Below are 15,589 nucleotides of genomic sequence, written 5' to 3'. Positions count from 1 at the left end.
ATGAGATCAGTCAGGCTGATGCTGGTTGTGGCGCTTCTAGTCAGTGGTGTGTTAACGACAGGCTGCTGGGACCGGATGGAGCTGAATGACCGTGCCATTATACTGGGATGGGGGATGGACCTCACCGAGGATGGCAAATATCTGGCTACAGCCAACGTCGTCATCCCCGGCGGTGATAAAGCAGGCGGCACATCCGGGGGGCAGAACAGCTTTCTGATCGAAAGCGCCTACGGAAATTCGATTCTGGATGCCTCGCAGAACATTCAGAAGAAGCTGTCGCGTGTTCTCTTTCCGGGTCACCGGCGCAATATTTTTATAGGTGAGGAACTCGCCAGGCACGGTCTATCAGAGGTGCTGGATGAGTATACCCGCAATCCGATGTCACGGTTGCGTGCCAATATTTTCATAGTTAAGGGAGACTCCGCGCAAAGAGCAATGAGCCTGACCTATAAGCTGGAGCGGAATCCGGCGGTGGCCATACAGAAGGTTCAGGAAAAATTGGGTGTGCCGGAAGCAAGGTCCTTGCTGGACTTTTTCACCATGCTGAACGGAGAAGGCATGCCGGTCATGCCCTCTGTCAGAATCGTCCAGCCCATCCTGCCGCCAAACGGCAATGCAAAGAAGCCCAATTCCCCCAGAGAGGTTCTGCAGCTGGATGGATCGGCGATATTCGGCAGGGACTTGAGGCTCCGGGGATATCTGGGCTATCAGGAATACTGGGTAAGGTTGTGGACGATCCAGGGATTGAGCGGCAGGATTTTTTTCGTTCCGATGGGAAATCACCAAAATGTCGTTGTGCGGGCAGAACGATTAAAAAGTCAAATTACGCCGGATCTCCGCTCAGATCCCATTCGCTTTCATATCAAGCTGAAGGCCCAAGCGGCCGTTTATGAGAATAACACCGGTCTTGATGTGGGGAAGCCGGAAAACGCCAGAAAAGTGGAGCAGGCATTTAACCGTCAGGTTCAGGAGCAGGTAGAGAAGGTTATTGAACAGACGCAAAAAAAGATGAATGCCGATATATTTGGCCTAGGCCGTTCCATTCATCATCAGCACCCTTATCAGTGGAAGAAAATCAAGCCTGTATGGGATGAGGAGTTTGAGCGCGTTCAGGTTACCGTGCAGGTCGATATGTCCATTATTTCAACCGGCGTGGCAGGCCCTACGCTGATCCCTAAGCCTGCGTTCGAAGATGGAGGGGAATCCTGATGCAAATCAGCAATCGACAGCTCTGGTGGATGGTGCTGATTCTCGAAATTGGCATGACTTTGCTGTTGTCAATCAGACCCACGATCAGCGAGGCGAGACAGGATGCCTGGATGTCCTTTCTTGTTGCCGGCCTATTCGGGATGGTGGCAGCGTATATTGCTGCGCAGGCAAGCCTTTTATACCCCAAGCAAACGTTAATTGAATTCAGCATGACCATTCTGGGGAAATGGCCGGGCAAGCTGGTCGGGCTGATCTTCCTGCTTCAGTGGTATTGGGTCACCAGTGCGATTTTGCGTAATGTATATAATTTTATCAGCTTGAGCATGCTTCCCCGCACACCATCCTACGTCATTTTGCTTGGTATGATTGGCGTGATCGTTTATGCTCTCCGAAAAGGGGGAATCGTGGCGATTGGCCGCTGCAGCGAGTTGTGGGGGCCGATACTGCTTGTTATCCTCGGTTTGACCTTTGTGCTGACGATGCATAATTTGGACATACATTCCCTCGCTCCGGTGTATGCGGATTCGGGGCTGCTTGCGATTGCAGAGGGGGCTTTGACACCTGCCTCGCTGTTGGGCGAGGTGGTGCTGATCATGATGCTGTTTCCTTTTATAGATCAGCCTGGTCCGGCTACGAGAAGAAATGTGCTGAACGGGGTGCTGGTTTCCGCGGTTATCTTGCTGCTGGGCTCGATGTGGGTGGTCATGACATTTGAGCCCGCGGTCGCTTCCGCGATTTATTTTCCTTTCTTTGATATGGTCAAGCTCGTATATCTGATGGAATTTATTCAACATGTGGATTTTTTAGTTGTGGCCGTTTGGTTATTCAGCGTGTTTATCAAACTATCGATCTATGTATTTATTGCCAGCTATGGCACCGCACAGTGGATCGGGAAGCAGAAAAACTGGCGTGGAATCGTATGGTTTGTGGCAGCCGCCGTTTTTACAATCTGCATGAACTTAATCAACCTGAATCCTTCACCGGAAATGCTGCTGAGAAAGGTGTGGGTTCAATATGTGATGCCTGTGAACATGGTGGCTTTGCCTTTGCTGCTGTGGATCGTGGGGAGTATTAGAAAAAGGTAGAACCCACCGGATAGGAGCCATTTCGATAGGCTGCCCCCATCCGGTTTTCAGACCTTCTAATCTTTGACGGCGCCTGCTGCAATGTCGGAAATAAACTGGCGGCTGATGAACAGGAACAGAATAATCAGGGGCAGCACAGCCAGCAAAGTCCCGGAAATGACCATGGCATAATCCGTATTGTAGATCCCGTTCAACTGGGACAGGGCGATTTGCAGTGTGAACTTGTTTTCGTCCGTCAGCACGATCAAGGGCCATAAATAATCATTCCAGGCTCCGATGAATGTGAAGGCGCCAAGGAAAGCGAAGGCCGGACGGAGAATGGGCAGGGCGACGTTCCAATAGAGGCGGAAAAAGCCGCACCCGTCCATGCGGCCTGCGTCCAGCAGCTCGCTCGGGATAGACTCCTCTGCATACTGGCGAATCCAGAAAATACCGAAGGCATTGACCATGCCGGGGATGATCAAGGCCTTGAACGTGCCGACCCAGCCGAAGGTGGCCATCATGACGAAAGAAGGAACCAGGGACAGCTGTGAGGGCACCATCATGGTGGCCAGGAGGATGATAAATAAAGTCTTTTTTCCCGGAAAATCAAATTTGGCGAAGGCAAAACCGGCCAGGGAATCAAAAAACAGCACCAGCAGCGTTACCGATCCGGCCACAAACAGCGTATTGAAAAAAGCTCCCGCAAAATCGATCTGCTGCATGACCCGTGAAATGTTGTCCCAGAACTGGCCTCCGAACCAAAGCTGTGGCGGGAAGCGGTAAATATCCGAGGTGGTGCGTGTAGACATGACCATGAGCCAGTAAAAAGGGAACATGGAAATCATCATCCCGGCCAGCAGCCCGGCATATAACAGAGCGGTCCTTGTTTTTGCCTGCATCATGCCGCAGGACCTCCTTTTTGTGTCATTTTTTACCCTGCACTAGCTTCCAGTTCAGAATGGAGAACAGCGCGATGATCAGGAACATGCCCCAGCCGACCGCTGCTCCATATCCGAAATAGTTGTTGATGAACGATTCCCTGTATAAGTACAGCACGATCGTCATGCCGCTGGCGCCCGCACCGCCGTCATTGCCCACCAGTACCTGCGGTTCGGTGAACAGCTGCATGCCCCCGATCGTCGATGTAATGACCGTGAACAAAATGACGGGGCGCAGCATGGGAATGGTCACGCGGAAAAAAGCCTGCACGCCGGTGGCTCCGTCGATTTTGGCCGCTTCATACAGCACATGCGGAATGCTTTGCAATCCAGCCAGGTAAATGATCGCGTTATAACCGGTCCATCTCCAGATGACCATGGAGGAAATAGCAATTTGGATGCCCCACGGGACATTCAGCCATTGAACCATCGGCAGCCCCAGCTGCTGCATGATGAAGTTGAGGAAGCCGAAGTTGTTGGCGAACAGGGCACCGAAAATGATCGCTACGGCGACAATGGAGGTGACATTGGGCAGAAAGAAGCCGACACGCCAGAGGGTGCGCATTTTTACGAAAGGGGCATGCAGCAGGAACGCGATGACCAGAGCGAAGAAGAGCATGGGAATGGTGGAGTACACCCAGATCAGCAGTGTGTTGCCGACAGCCTGCCAGAACTCATTGTCGGTCACCATATAGCGAAAATTGCCCCAGCCGTTGTAGGTCATTTCTCCGATGCCGTCCCATTTATGGAACGCCAGATAAAGGGAGAAGGCGACCGGGAAGAGGCCGAAAATTGCAAACACGATATAAAAAGGCGAAATAGCGGCATACAACGCCCGCTGCTTCCATATTTCTCTCAGCATGTTGATCACTCTTTTCACAAAGATTTCGCTCTTCTTCTCCTGGCGCCCTAGCGCTGTAACTCACGCCCGATGCGGTGCAGCGTCTCGGCCCACACCGTCTGCGGGTCGGCACTCTGCTTGGCGATATTAGCCAGGCGGCGGGTGACGATGCCGTGGATGACGGGGTGGCGCTCGCCGAAGTAGACGGTTTTGACGTTGCGTGCCGATTCGGCGAACACGAGACCGGTAGCCTGATTCCCGAAGAAGGGCTCAGGCTTATTCATTGCCGGGTCCGCGAACACACTCGGTGTGGACGGGAAGAGAGCGATGCTTTGATAGGCTCGCAGCTGATTTTCCGGATTTTGCAGCCAGGTCAACACCTGGAAGGCTTCTTTGGGGTGTTTGCTCGATTTGAGAATGGAGAGGAAGGAACCGCCCTGGTTGCCGTCCGCTTCCGGAGCGCGAGCTACCCGCCATTTGCCCGCAGTGTCCGGGGCGGCTTCCATCAGCACCTGCTTCATCCAGACGGCACCGACGAAGGAGGCAATCTTGCCGTTATTCATGGCGGCATTCCATTCCGGCGTCCAGCCGTCGGCGTTGGCCAGCAGCTTGTGCTGGTGAAAGTTGACGGCCGTCTGCCAGCCGCGCCGCACGACTTCCGATTGATCGCCGATAAAGCTGCCGTCAGGCTTGAAGTACAGCTCGGAGGCTTGCGCCAGCATTTGGTTGTAAACGTTTCCAATATTGTCGGTCAGAAATACTCCGCTGCCCAGCTTCTGCTGCAACTGCCCGCCAGCAGCCATATAATCCTCCCAGGTGCGAATGGAGGCGCCGACCTCTTCCGGATCACTGGGCAGACCGGCTTGCTCGAACAGGTCCTTGCGGTAAAACAGGGCCGTCGGTCCGGTATCCATCGGGAAGGCGATCATTTTTCCTTTAGGCGTGACGCCTTGCTGCCATTTCCACTCCAGATATTGATCCTGCAGGTCGGCAGCGCCCAGCTCATACAGATCATAAAAGCGGTCCGCGCTCGTAAACAGCTCCGGCATCCAGTCGTTCAAGGCCACGATATCCGGCTCGCCCGTGCGGGCGGCAAGGGTGGTTTTCAGCTTGGCTTTAAAGTCGCCGCCGATCTTCTGTGCGTTAATTTGAATGTTGGGAAACTGTTTCTCCGCCTGGGCAATCAGGTTATCGTCGATAGAGCGGTTCCAATACCATAATGTAAGCGTTATCTTTTTTCCGTTGGACGAAGAGGTGTCAGGTAAAGACGGACTGCACGCGCTCAACACGCAGAGAAGAAGGAACAACAGAACAAGACATAAGATTAAGATCAATTTCATACAACTACCCCCTTGAAGTCTGAAAATCACGATTTTCCGCTGTGTTAGTCCAGGGCGAGGATGTGAATGCGATGTATGCTGCTTATAATGTTATTGTATTGTATGAGCTTTGTACCGGATGATGTGCATGAATTGTGCGCTAAAATTCAATATGGAGAGGCATAGCCGATAAAGGGGGGGAGCTCGGAAAGGTTGAAATTACGCAGTGCTTGCAGAGTGTTCAAAACCTGGGGACAGGAAGGCTGGTGGATTGGACAGCAGATCAACTTCCGCTGTCTTTGCATCATTATCCCGTTTGATCCGGTCACAGAGAAACAGATAAACTTGGGAGAAGAACCCTATTTGGTGAAGGAGCAGGTAGGTTCAGGATCATGAGACGGGCTTAGGACAAAGAAGAGCATTCGAGAGAAAGCATGATTTTCAGGATAAAAAAAATCATATTTAGGATCCTTTATCCTATCCCCTGACCCTAGCCACCATCCCTGAACGAAAGGGATAATCGTACAAGGCATTTTGTAAGGACAGCAAGACACGCAACCCCGACGACCCGCTGCTACTCCCTGATCAAAAGGGACAATCGTGCAAGGCATGCCTATGAAAATGCCCTTTAGCACGGTCACCCTCTGGAAGGGGACCCGATCTAAAGGGCATTACTGTTTCAAAGCCAATTCGTGCCTACATCAGCTTCTTAATCTCATCCTTCAGGATTTCGGACTGGGTACCGAAGATGACCTGTACGGCTCCGCCGCCAAGCCTCATAATACCGGAAGCGCCAAGATTCTTAAGCGCCTGGTCGTTCACGGCTTTGTCGTTCTTAACCACAAGCCGGAGGCGGGTAATGCAGGCGTCGATGCTTTCGATATTGTTCGCTCCCCCGATCTCCGCGAGCACCTTGCTGGCCTTGGAGTCGGTGGACGCCGCTGTCACGGAATCCGTGCGAGCATCGGCATCATAGACATCATCCTCGCGCCCAGGTGTTTTCAGGTTAAACTTGACGATGATGAAGCGGAACAGGAAGTAGTAGACGACCGCGAAAGCGAGTCCCACCGGAATCATGAGCAGCGGATTGGTCGATAGCTTCATGTTTACCAGATAATCGATCAGGCCTGCCGAGAAAGCGAAGCCCAGCTTTACATTCAGCAGGTACATAATGAGACCGGCCACCCCGGTAAGGACGGCGTGCACTAAGTACAGCAGAGGCGCGGCGAACATGAACGAAAACTCAAGCGGCTCGGTAATACCCGTTAAGAAGGAAGCTACTGCTGCGCCGATAAAGATGGAAGCGACCATCTTGCGCTTTTCAGGTCGGGCAGTATGAATTAGGGCAAGCGCTGCCGCTGGCAGAGCGAACATCATAATCGGGAAGAAGCCGGCCATGAACATGCCTGCCGTAGGGTCACCGGCAAAGAAGCGCGTCAGGTCACCGTGCACAACTTCCCCAGCTGCATTCGTATAATCCCCGATCTGGAACCAGGCGATAGAGTTGAGGACATGGTGCAGACCGAGCGGGATGAGCAGGCGGTTGGCGATCATGAACACCATGGAGCCGACGCCGCCAAAGCCGACAATCCAGGCCCCGAACGCACCGATTGCGTCCTGAATCGGGCTCCAGATCATACCGATCAGGATGGCTAACACCAGCATGGAACCGGCTGTGACCATTGGCACAAAGCGTTTGCCGGAGAAGAAGCCGAGCCAGTCAGGCAGCTTGATGTTGTGATACCTTTTATACATATAGGCTGCCAGCAGACCGGCAAATATACCGCCTAGGACGCCCATATCCAGCTTGACATCGTCAGGAATATAATCGAATACGCCCGGAACTGCGCCCAAAATCCGCGTCAGCACCATATAAGCGATCAGGGCGGAAAGCGCGGCGACAGCATCCCCCGCCAACCCGATCGCCACCCCGACGGCGAAGATCAGGGCAAGGTTGCCGAAGATCGCACCCGCCCCCTGATTCAGGAACGGAGCTACATACTGATTGAGAAATCCCCCTACCACAGGTCCGAGCGGAATATCTTTTTCATAATTCAGTAGGCCGAAGCCTTGGAGTATCCCCGCTGCAGGCAGTGTAGCCACAGGCAGCATGAGGGATCTTCCCAGCTTTTGCAGTGCTTTTAACATATTGTTCTTCCTTTCTGTTTTGGATTGTTTATTTTATTGGGGCAAGCTGACTTTCATGATCGTTCCCCGGCCGGCTTCTGCGTTACCGTAGTCCTGCTGTACCTCCCACGGCTGCTCTGCCGCATTCGCAACGATAACAGGGGTGATGACAGGATAACCGGCGGAAGTGATGGCATTCAGGTCAAATTCGATCAACGTCTGGCCGACGGTGACCTGTTCCCCAACCCGTACTCTGGGCGTAAACCCCTGTCCCTTCAGGCTGACGGTATTGATGCCGATATGCAGCAGGAGCTGCAATCCGGAACTATGCTCAATCATGACGGCATGATGCGATTTGATCAGGTGCACCACGGTTCCGTCGATAGGAGCGACCATCCTGCCCTCCTGCGGAATGACAGCGGCTCCCGGTCCCATCATGCCCTGTGCAAACGCTTCGTCAGGCACTTCTGCAAGACTGACACAGGCTCCAGTGAGCGGAGAGGCGACCATAATTTCTTTGGATATTTTAGATATCTCGGGTACTTCGGGAGTCTTGGATACTTCAGATACCTCAGATGCTTCGGTTGCTTTGTTTTTCTTCCATTTCCAGATCATTGCGTGATGTCCTTCCTGTTGTTTAATTTGGCGTGGGTCTGATACAGCCGGTATAGATGCATGGCCAGAAAAGCGGTTTCTTCCTCCGGTACCTCTGTGCCCAGATCCTCGGCCATTACTGCGCTTAGCTTCTTCGCCAGCCGGTATTCGGACGGATACTCTTTGCGCACATACTCAGCGAAGGTTGGAGCGGTCATGGGCTGCTGATACAGGCGTTCCATGGAAAAGCGCAGATGAATCATGAGCCTTGCCTGGCTAAGACTGCCCTGCGCAAAGCGGATGCCTCCTTCCTCTTCAATGATGGATTGCAGCTTGCTGATCACATTCGACACCTTGACCAGTTGCCCGACAGGGACGTGGTTGACGGAGGAGTACACATGGTACGTGAGGAAACCTGCCTCATCCTCCGGAACTTTTACGCCAAAGGCTTCTCCGATCATGGCAGCAGCTTCCGAAGCAATCTCGAATTCCTTGGGGAAGCTGAGCTTTGTCTCCAGCAGGAAAGGGTTCAGAATGTCCATGCCGTTGCGGAGCCTGTATAAGGTGAATTGAATATGACTGGGCAGGGCGAGGTAGATTTTGTCATTCAGCTTGCCGGGAAATTGCTCGGCGATCAAGCGGATAATCCGGTCGGAGATGTCAATAACCCTGGGATCCATGTCTTTCATCAGTTCCTGCGCCTGACCCCATTCTTCCCGGTCTTCCAGCCGGAATCTTTTCTCTATCCGCGGATCATCGGCCTGAACTGTACTTTCCCCCTTGAACGCAAATCCCAGCCCTTTGCCGATAAGCACGTACTCCTTGGTATTCTGGTGTGACCGGGCCAGAACAATATTGCTGCCGACAACCCGCTCTACCTGCAGCAGCATTCCTTCACTCACGGTTCACCACCTCCTTGCTTCGTAAAATCAAGGCTTCTATGCTTTCAGGAATGGCAAAAAGAGCCAAGAAGCGAGTATATTCTCATGTTCGCTTCTTGGCTCATGCCCTCTGGGTTGGTAACACGCCAATTAATATATAGTACGTTCTTCCTACATCATATAGAAGCGAATCTGACACCGTCAACCCCAATTTTGTCATTCGCCTATTCGTCGTTTAAGATAAGAATAAGATATGATTAATCTCACAGAAAAGGAAACCTGAACAGGAGGCGGACATGGCTTTTTACGGACAGCAGATTCTGCCGGCTGCTAAAAACATGAAGCAGTTTGAGTCGATATTGGAGAGCAGCTACAAATACGGCGTATTTCTCGATACGCATGTGGCGCAGCTGCGCACCCTGTACCAGATGGCCCGGAGCAAGGAGAAAAATATGCTGCTGCATGCCGATCTGGTGCAGGGCCTGAAGAATGACGAGTATGCGGCGCAGTATCTGTGCCAGGAGATCAAGCCGTTCGGCATTATTTCCACCCGTGCCGGCGTCATCACTACAGCCAAGAAAAAGGGGATTCTGGCCATTCAGCGCCTGTTTATGCTGGATACGATTGCTTTGGAAAAGAGCTACACACTGGTCGAGAAAACACAGCCGGATTTTATCGAGGTGCTGCCAGGTGTCATGCCGCATATGATTGCGGAGGTCAGTGAGCGCACAGGCATACCCATTCTGGCCGGGGGATTGATCCGCGATGTGAAGGAAGTGGAGCTGGCGCTTGCTGCCGGAGCCACGGCGGTGACTACTTCGAACAAGAACTTGTTTGACCATTATCGGCTGTGAAAAAAATCATGTTGACACCGCTTTCATTTTACGATATGATCAACTCAAGTTAATACACCGTGACGGAGACGAGGAGAGCCACACAGACATCACATGCTGCAGCATGTGGGGCGTTTTGTGTTAGCTCTCCTCTTTTTTGTGCGGATGAAAATTTGCATGAAGTTTACATGAAGTTAGTCAGGGAAAATGAAATGAAGGAGGTAAATGATTATGACGCCGTTTTTTGCTGAATTTATCGGCACCATGATTCTGATTACCCTTGGCGCGGGAGTTTGTGCCGGGGTTACGCTGAACAAATCGCTCGCACAGAACTCCGGCTGGATCGTCATCGGATTGGGCTGGGGACTGGCGGTAGCGTTTGCGGTTTATGCGGTTGGAGGTATTAGCGGGGCGCATCTGAATCCTGCGGTCACGCTGGCGCTGGCATTCCAGGGGACATTCCCGTGGGCCGACGTGCCAGGTTACATTATTGCCCAGCTGCTGGGAGCTATGGTGGGTGCAACACTGGTATATCTGCATTATCTGCCACATTGGAAGGCTACAGAGGACCCGGGCGCGAAGCTTGGCGTATTTGCCACCGGACCAGCGATTGATCATCCGTTTTCGAATGTGCTCAGCGAGATGATCGGGACGTTTGTTTTTGTGCTCGCTCTCCAGGCTCTGGGGGCCAATACTTTTACAGAAGGACTGAACCCGCTGCTTGTTGGTTTTCTGGTTGTAAGTATCGGTTTGTCCCTGGGCGGAACGACAGGTTATGCCATCAACCCGGCTCGTGATTTCGGCCCGCGTCTCGCACACTTCCTGCTGCCGATTGCGGGTAAAGGAAGCTCCAACTGGAAATATGCATGGGTTCCGATTGTCGGCCCGCTGCTTGGCGGTTCGTTCGGTGGACTCTTTTACAGTGCTGTGTTTAAAGGCGTCTTGACGACTGCATTCTGGGTGGTGCTCGTACTGATCGTTGTTGTTCTCGTGATTGCCCTGCAGGCCGGGCGCAAGCGCACAATCAACACCACAGGCAAGTCGGTGGCTTGACTACCATTAAATATTAACCATACAGGAGGGCATACTCATGGAAAAATACATTCTGTCACTGGATCAGGGAACGACCAGTTCACGGGCTATTTTATTTAACCGTGATGGTGAAATTGTATATACGGCACAGCAGGAGTTTCCGCAATATTTTCCCCATCCGGGCTGGGTGGAGCAGAACGCCAACGAAATCTGGAGCTCCATTCTCGCGGTCATCGCTTCCTGTCTGTCGGAGTCGGGAGTTAAAGCTTCACAGATTGCCGGCATCGGCATTACCAACCAGCGCGAAACGGTTGTCGTATGGGATAAAGAAACCGGCCTTCCGGTGTATAACGTAATCGTCTGGCAGTCCCGCCAGACTGCACAAATCTGTGAAGGGCTGAAAAATCAGGGGCTGAACGACGTGTTCCGCCGTAAAACCGGGCTGCTGATCGACCCTTACTTCTCCGGCACGAAGGTGAAATGGATTCTGGATCATGTGGAAGGCGCGCGCGAGAAGGCTGAACGCGGCGAGCTGCTGTTCGGAACGATCGATACCTGGCTCATCTGGAAGCTCTCCGGCGGCAAGGCGCACGTCACGGATTACTCCAATGCTGCCAGAACGCTGATGTACAACATTCATGAACTGAAATGGGATGAAGAACTGCTGAATATTCTGGGTGTGCCGCAAAGCATGCTTCCTCAGGTACGTCCGTCTTCCGAGGTGTACGCCCATACGGTCGATTACCATTTCTTCGGCGAGAATGTGCCAATCGCTGGAGCAGCCGGTGACCAGCAGGCAGCGTTGTTCGGGCAGGCCTGTTATGACAAAGGCATGGCCAAGAACACGTATGGCACGGGCTGCTTTATGCTGATGAACACAGGGGATCAGCCGGTCGAATCCGAGCACGGGCTGATTACGACAATCGCCTGGGGACTGGAAGAGGGCAAGGTACAGTATGCGCTGGAAGGCAGCATTTTTGTGGCCGGCTCGGCCATTCAGTGGCTGCGCGACGGATTGCGCATGTTCAAAGAAGCGAAGGATAGCGAAGCCTATGCTGCCCGTGTAGAGTCGACCGATGGCGTGTACCTGGTACCAGCCTTCGTAGGGTTGGGCAGCCCATATTGGGATAGCGATGTACGGGGGGCCATGTTCGGATTGACACGCGGTACGACCAAGGAGCATTTTATCCGGGCCACGCTGGAAGCATTGGCCTATCAGACCCGGGATGTGCTGGCGGCTATGGAGAGTGACTCGGGGATCAAGATGAAGACGCTGAAGGTGGACGGCGGTGCGGTGCTGAACGACTTCCTGATGCAGTTCCAGAGCGATATTCTCGGTTCTGTCGTAGAGCGGCCTGCGGTTCACGAAACGACAGCATTGGGCGCGGCTTCGCTTGCGGGTCTGGCTGTGGGCTTCTGGAAGGACATTGATGAATTGCGTGCGCATATGACGGTAGAGCGCTCCTTTGAGCCGGAAATGGCTGAAGATACCCGGGAAGGTCTGTATGCAGGCTGGAAGAAGGCGGTTCATGCCGCCATGGCCTTCAAATAATAGACCTTCAAATAATATAGGAACGGTTATGCGGCGGATTTATCGTTTCTTTTTCCGAGGCAGTATGGTACGATAGACACAAGTTAATATCCTTGTCAGGAGATTGGGAGAGACCACGACGCACCCGGCATTACTGCTGCGGTGAAGTTCGTGGTCTCTTTTTTTGTACCATGGCTGGCTTGCTTGGGAGCAGTATCAACAGTAACAAAAACGTCTATTGACGTATCTTCACAGAAGACAGACCGCTTTTAGCGGTAGTTTTTCTTGCGATTATAGAAAGCTTCAGCTCCGCTGAAAACTTATACTTTCTTTATCGGTCCAATACCGAAGTCGGAGCTTGACAGGATCAGATGGCGCATGTGATCACCTAATGGACTGTAATGCCGCTATTTCGGCAAAATCAAGCGTCTGTGGAATGCTAACGGACACCATATCCCCTATTTAGCGTTTAAACGCAAGTTTCAGGCTATTTTCGGGTGAATAAGGTCTTCCCAGTCCGTTAAGACAATAAAATTCCGCCATTTGGGCAAATAAGAGCCCTCCAGTCCGTTAGCAGAAAAGGACGACAGCCCCTTGTTCCAATGGCCGGTCGTCAAGCACCGATGTTCAGGTTGAGCGCTTGAATCTAAAAAATATCCGGAGGGAAACGACATGACTACAGTTCAATTTGCGGGGAACGAACGGGCCAAGCTGCTGCGGCGGATGGCTGGAGAGCATTTCGATGTGCTGGTAATCGGCGGCGGCATTACAGGCGCGGGCATCGCGCTTGATGCAACTATGCGGGGCATGAAGGTGGCGCTGGTGGAAATGCAGGATTTTGCGGCAGGCACCTCCAGCCGCTCCACGAAGCTTGTTCACGGCGGTTTGCGTTATCTGAAGCAGTTTGAGGTCGGGATGGTGGCCGAGGTTGGTAAAGAACGGGCGATCGTGTACGAGAACGGCCCGCATGTCACGACACCGGAACGCATGCTGCTGCCGATGCATAAAGGAGGAACGTTCGGTAAGTTCACGACTTCCATCGGGCTGCAGGTGTATGACCGTCTGGCGGGTGTGAAGCACAGCGAGCGGCGGCGCATGCATGACGCACAGGAGACGCTCGCCAAGGAGCCTCTGCTGAAGCGTGAAGGCTTGAAGGGCGGCGGCACCTATGTGGAATACCGGACGGATGACGCCCGGATGACGATCGAGGTTATGAAAAGGGCTGTTTCTAGTGGAGTCGTGGCCGTTAACTATGCCAAGGTTACCAAGCTGCTCTATGAGAACGGCCGCGTGATCGGGGCGCATGCTGCGGACCGCATATCGGGCGAGGGGTATGATATCCGCGCGACGCTGGTCATTAACGCGGCCGGGCCGTGGGTGGACACGCTGCGTGAGCTGGACGGGTCCAGGAAAGGCAAGACGCTGCAGTTGACCAAGGGGGTGCACCTGGTCTTCGACCAGAAACGTTTTCCGCTGCGGCAGGCGATTTATTTCGATACACCGGATGGTCGGATGGTGTTCGCGATCCCGCGGGACGGCAAAACCTATGTCGGAACGACGGATACGGTATATAAGGCCGATACAGCCCATCCGCGCATGACGACGGCAGACCGCGCTTATATTATTAATGCGATTAATTATATGTTCCCGGACGTAAAAATCACTGTAGAAGATGTAGAGTCCAGCTGGGCGGGGGTACGACCGCTGATTTATGAAGAAGGCAAGGACCCGTCGGAAATTTCCCGCAAGGATGAAATTTGGGAGTCAGCCTCCGGGCTGGTCACCATTGCAGGGGGCAAGCTGACCGGCTACCGCAAAATGGCCGAAATGGTCGTGGACCGGGCAGTAGAGCTGCTTAAGGAACGTACGGGAACCTCTTATGGTGGTGCAGTGACCAGAGATTTGACCATGTCCGGCGGCGATGTGGGCGGCTCCAAGGGCTTTGAGGCCTTCGTGCGCTCTGCTGCCGATAAAGGTGCCTCTGCCGGTGTGCCGCGCCAACTGGCGGAAGCCTGGGCCAAGCGCTACGGCTCCAACGCCGAGCGGCTGTTCGCCATCGCCGCCCGCCCACAACAGAGTCCGGCTGAGGAGGCGCTTCCGGATGAGGTGAGAATTTCGTTGCTGTATGCGTTGGAAGAGGAAATGACGGTTACACCAGCCGACTTCTTCATCCGCCGTACCGGCGCTCTCTTCTTCAACATCGCCTGGGTGAAGCAATGGAAGGCGCAAGTCATAGCGCTTATGGCAGAGCGGGCAGGCTGGAGCGTGGAGCAGCGTGAGCGGTACACAGAGGAACTGGAAGCAGAGCTGCATTATGCCGTGGTGCCGGAGGACGAGAAGAGCGTAGTGACGGTTGGATAAGGGATAAATGTACAAAAAAGGGAGACCGTCATCACATACGGACTCCCTTTTTCTGTTTTATGCCGTCAGTGCAGCAGCAGTCTGGCGATGATCTGGCGCAAGGACCGCTATCTGTCGTTTGCGGCACGCGAGTGGATTTCCTTTACCCAGTCCATGCTCCGGAAGAGCAGCCGGGAGAGCGGTGAATAATGAAGAGCAAGAGGGAGAGCAACGAAAAAAAACCGCTGTCTCCCGGACAACGGACTTTCATTTTATATACTAGAATTTATAAGTTTTCAGCGGAGCTGAACAATTCTATCATTGCAAGAAAACTACCTCCCAGGTTTTTGTACGAAAAAACGTACAAACGAGAACCTGAGCGAGCCCCCTCCCAGGTTTTTGTATGAAAAAACGTACAAACGAGAGCCTGAGCGAGCCCCCTCCCAGGTTTTTGTGCGAAAAAACGTACAAACGAGAGCCTGAGCGAGCCCCCTCCCAGGTTTTTGTACAAAAAAACGTACAAACGAGAGCCTGAGCGAGCCCCCTCCCAGGTTTTTGTACAAAAAAACGTACAAACGAGAACCCGAGCGAGCCCCGTCTCAGGTTTTTGTACAAAAAAACGTACAAACGAGAACCCGAGCGAGCCCGTCTAAATGCGGTCTGTCTCGATAGACGTTTTTTCTTAAAATTTAATTCAATGGTCGGCGGAAGGCTGCAAGTTTGGCCCGGTTGTATATATCCAGAATCCGATCCACCTTAAGCGACTTGTCCAACACACGATTGTCTTTGAGTCCATGCTGATTTGCCATCCGGTTAAGTTCCTGCCGTTCTTTCTCCAACAATTGCTCCAGTTCTTTGAGGTTCACAAGGCACCTCC

Annotated in this window: 14 protein-coding genes and 1 pseudogene; 8 read left to right on the top strand and 7 right to left on the bottom strand. The window is 53.0% G+C overall.

Going from position 1 to position 15,589, the window contains the following annotated elements:
• Entirely contained in the window at positions 1 to 1,209 is a 1,209-nt protein-coding gene (locus ACE5LO_RS06445) for a Ger(x)C family spore germination protein (RefSeq protein WP_375519301.1), read from the top strand.
• Positions 1,209 to 2,294, top strand: coding sequence for a GerAB/ArcD/ProY family transporter (locus ACE5LO_RS06440; RefSeq protein WP_375519194.1), 1,086 nt, complete (start codon positions 1,209 to 1,211; stop codon positions 2,292 to 2,294). The genes ACE5LO_RS06445 and ACE5LO_RS06440 overlap by 1 nt, the downstream gene beginning before the upstream one ends.
• A gap of 56 nt (positions 2,295 to 2,350) precedes the next feature.
• Here the strand turns inward: ACE5LO_RS06440 and ACE5LO_RS06435 are convergent, their stop codons facing one another.
• From ACE5LO_RS06435 to ACE5LO_RS06425, 3 genes are read right to left on the bottom strand one after another with little or no spacing between them, the layout of a single operon-like run.
• Positions 2,351 to 3,178: a carbohydrate ABC transporter permease gene (locus ACE5LO_RS06435; protein WP_375519193.1), complete on the bottom strand. Its 828-nt coding sequence runs from the start codon at positions 3,176 to 3,178 to the stop codon at positions 2,351 to 2,353.
• A gap of 22 nt (positions 3,179 to 3,200) precedes the next feature.
• The gene (locus ACE5LO_RS06430) at positions 3,201 to 4,076 is read right to left on the bottom strand and encodes a carbohydrate ABC transporter permease (RefSeq protein WP_375519192.1); all 876 of its coding nucleotides are present in this window, start codon (positions 4,074 to 4,076) and stop codon (positions 3,201 to 3,203) included.
• 47 nt (positions 4,077 to 4,123) lie between these two features.
• Positions 4,124 to 5,395: an ABC transporter substrate-binding protein gene (locus ACE5LO_RS06425; RefSeq protein ID WP_375519191.1), complete on the bottom strand. Its 1,272-nt coding sequence runs from the start codon at positions 5,393 to 5,395 to the stop codon at positions 4,124 to 4,126.
• A 192-nt stretch (positions 5,396 to 5,587) separates the two neighbouring features.
• Here ACE5LO_RS06425 and ACE5LO_RS06420 point away from each other — a divergent pair, with 192 nt between their 5' ends.
• Positions 5,588 to 5,770 (top strand): hypothetical protein, encoded by a 183-nt coding sequence (locus ACE5LO_RS06420; RefSeq protein ID WP_375519190.1) that lies wholly within the window; start codon positions 5,588 to 5,590, stop codon positions 5,768 to 5,770.
• 300 nt (positions 5,771 to 6,070) lie between these two features.
• Here the strand turns inward: ACE5LO_RS06420 and ACE5LO_RS06415 are convergent, their stop codons facing one another.
• The 3 genes from ACE5LO_RS06415 to ACE5LO_RS06405 form a co-directional block, all read right to left on the bottom strand.
• The gene (locus tag ACE5LO_RS06415) at positions 6,071 to 7,522 is read right to left on the bottom strand and encodes a PTS transporter subunit EIIC (RefSeq protein WP_375519189.1); all 1,452 of its coding nucleotides are present in this window, start codon (positions 7,520 to 7,522) and stop codon (positions 6,071 to 6,073) included.
• A 33-nt stretch (positions 7,523 to 7,555) separates the two neighbouring features.
• Positions 7,556 to 8,011 (bottom strand): PTS sugar transporter subunit IIA, encoded by a 456-nt coding sequence (locus ACE5LO_RS06410; RefSeq protein ID WP_375519300.1) that lies wholly within the window; start codon positions 8,009 to 8,011, stop codon positions 7,556 to 7,558.
• Positions 8,012 to 8,112: 101 nt separating this feature from the next.
• Positions 8,113 to 8,997, bottom strand: coding sequence for a PRD domain-containing protein (locus tag ACE5LO_RS06405; RefSeq protein WP_375519188.1), 885 nt, complete (start codon positions 8,995 to 8,997; stop codon positions 8,113 to 8,115).
• Positions 8,998 to 9,272: 275 nt separating this feature from the next.
• Between ACE5LO_RS06405 and ACE5LO_RS06400 the strand changes: the two genes are divergently transcribed.
• The 5 genes and pseudogenes from ACE5LO_RS06400 to ACE5LO_RS06380 form a co-directional block, all read left to right on the top strand.
• Positions 9,273 to 9,830: a glycerol-3-phosphate responsive antiterminator gene (locus ACE5LO_RS06400; protein ID WP_375519187.1), complete on the top strand. Its 558-nt coding sequence runs from the start codon at positions 9,273 to 9,275 to the stop codon at positions 9,828 to 9,830.
• Positions 9,831 to 10,040: 210 nt separating this feature from the next.
• A complete protein-coding gene (locus ACE5LO_RS06395) occupies positions 10,041 to 10,862 on the top strand; it encodes an MIP/aquaporin family protein (RefSeq protein ID WP_375519186.1) in 822 nt (273 codons plus the stop codon).
• Between the two features lie 37 nt (positions 10,863 to 10,899).
• Entirely contained in the window at positions 10,900 to 12,393 is a 1,494-nt protein-coding gene (gene glpK / locus ACE5LO_RS06390) for a glycerol kinase GlpK (RefSeq protein WP_375519185.1), read from the top strand.
• Positions 12,394 to 13,044: 651 nt separating this feature from the next.
• A complete protein-coding gene (locus tag ACE5LO_RS06385; RefSeq protein WP_375519184.1) occupies positions 13,045 to 14,733 on the top strand; it encodes a glycerol-3-phosphate dehydrogenase/oxidase in 1,689 nt (562 codons plus the stop codon).
• 81 nt (positions 14,734 to 14,814) lie between these two features.
• Positions 14,815 to 14,922: pseudogene (locus ACE5LO_RS06380) on the top strand (LysR family transcriptional regulator); the annotation flags it as partial.
• Between the two features lie 479 nt (positions 14,923 to 15,401).
• Here the strand turns inward: ACE5LO_RS06380 and ACE5LO_RS06375 are convergent.
• Positions 15,402 to 15,578 (bottom strand): Spo0E family sporulation regulatory protein-aspartic acid phosphatase, encoded by a 177-nt coding sequence (locus ACE5LO_RS06375; protein WP_375519183.1) that lies wholly within the window; start codon positions 15,576 to 15,578, stop codon positions 15,402 to 15,404.
• Positions 15,579 to 15,589: the final 11 nt, after the last annotated feature.

The sequence above is a fragment of the Paenibacillus medicaginis genome, from assembly GCF_042138635.1.
Taxonomy (GTDB): domain Bacteria; phylum Bacillota; class Bacilli; order Paenibacillales; family Paenibacillaceae; genus Paenibacillus; species Paenibacillus medicaginis.
Note: the sequence above shows the minus strand (reverse complement) of the source record. Positions and strands in the feature narration are given on the sequence as shown.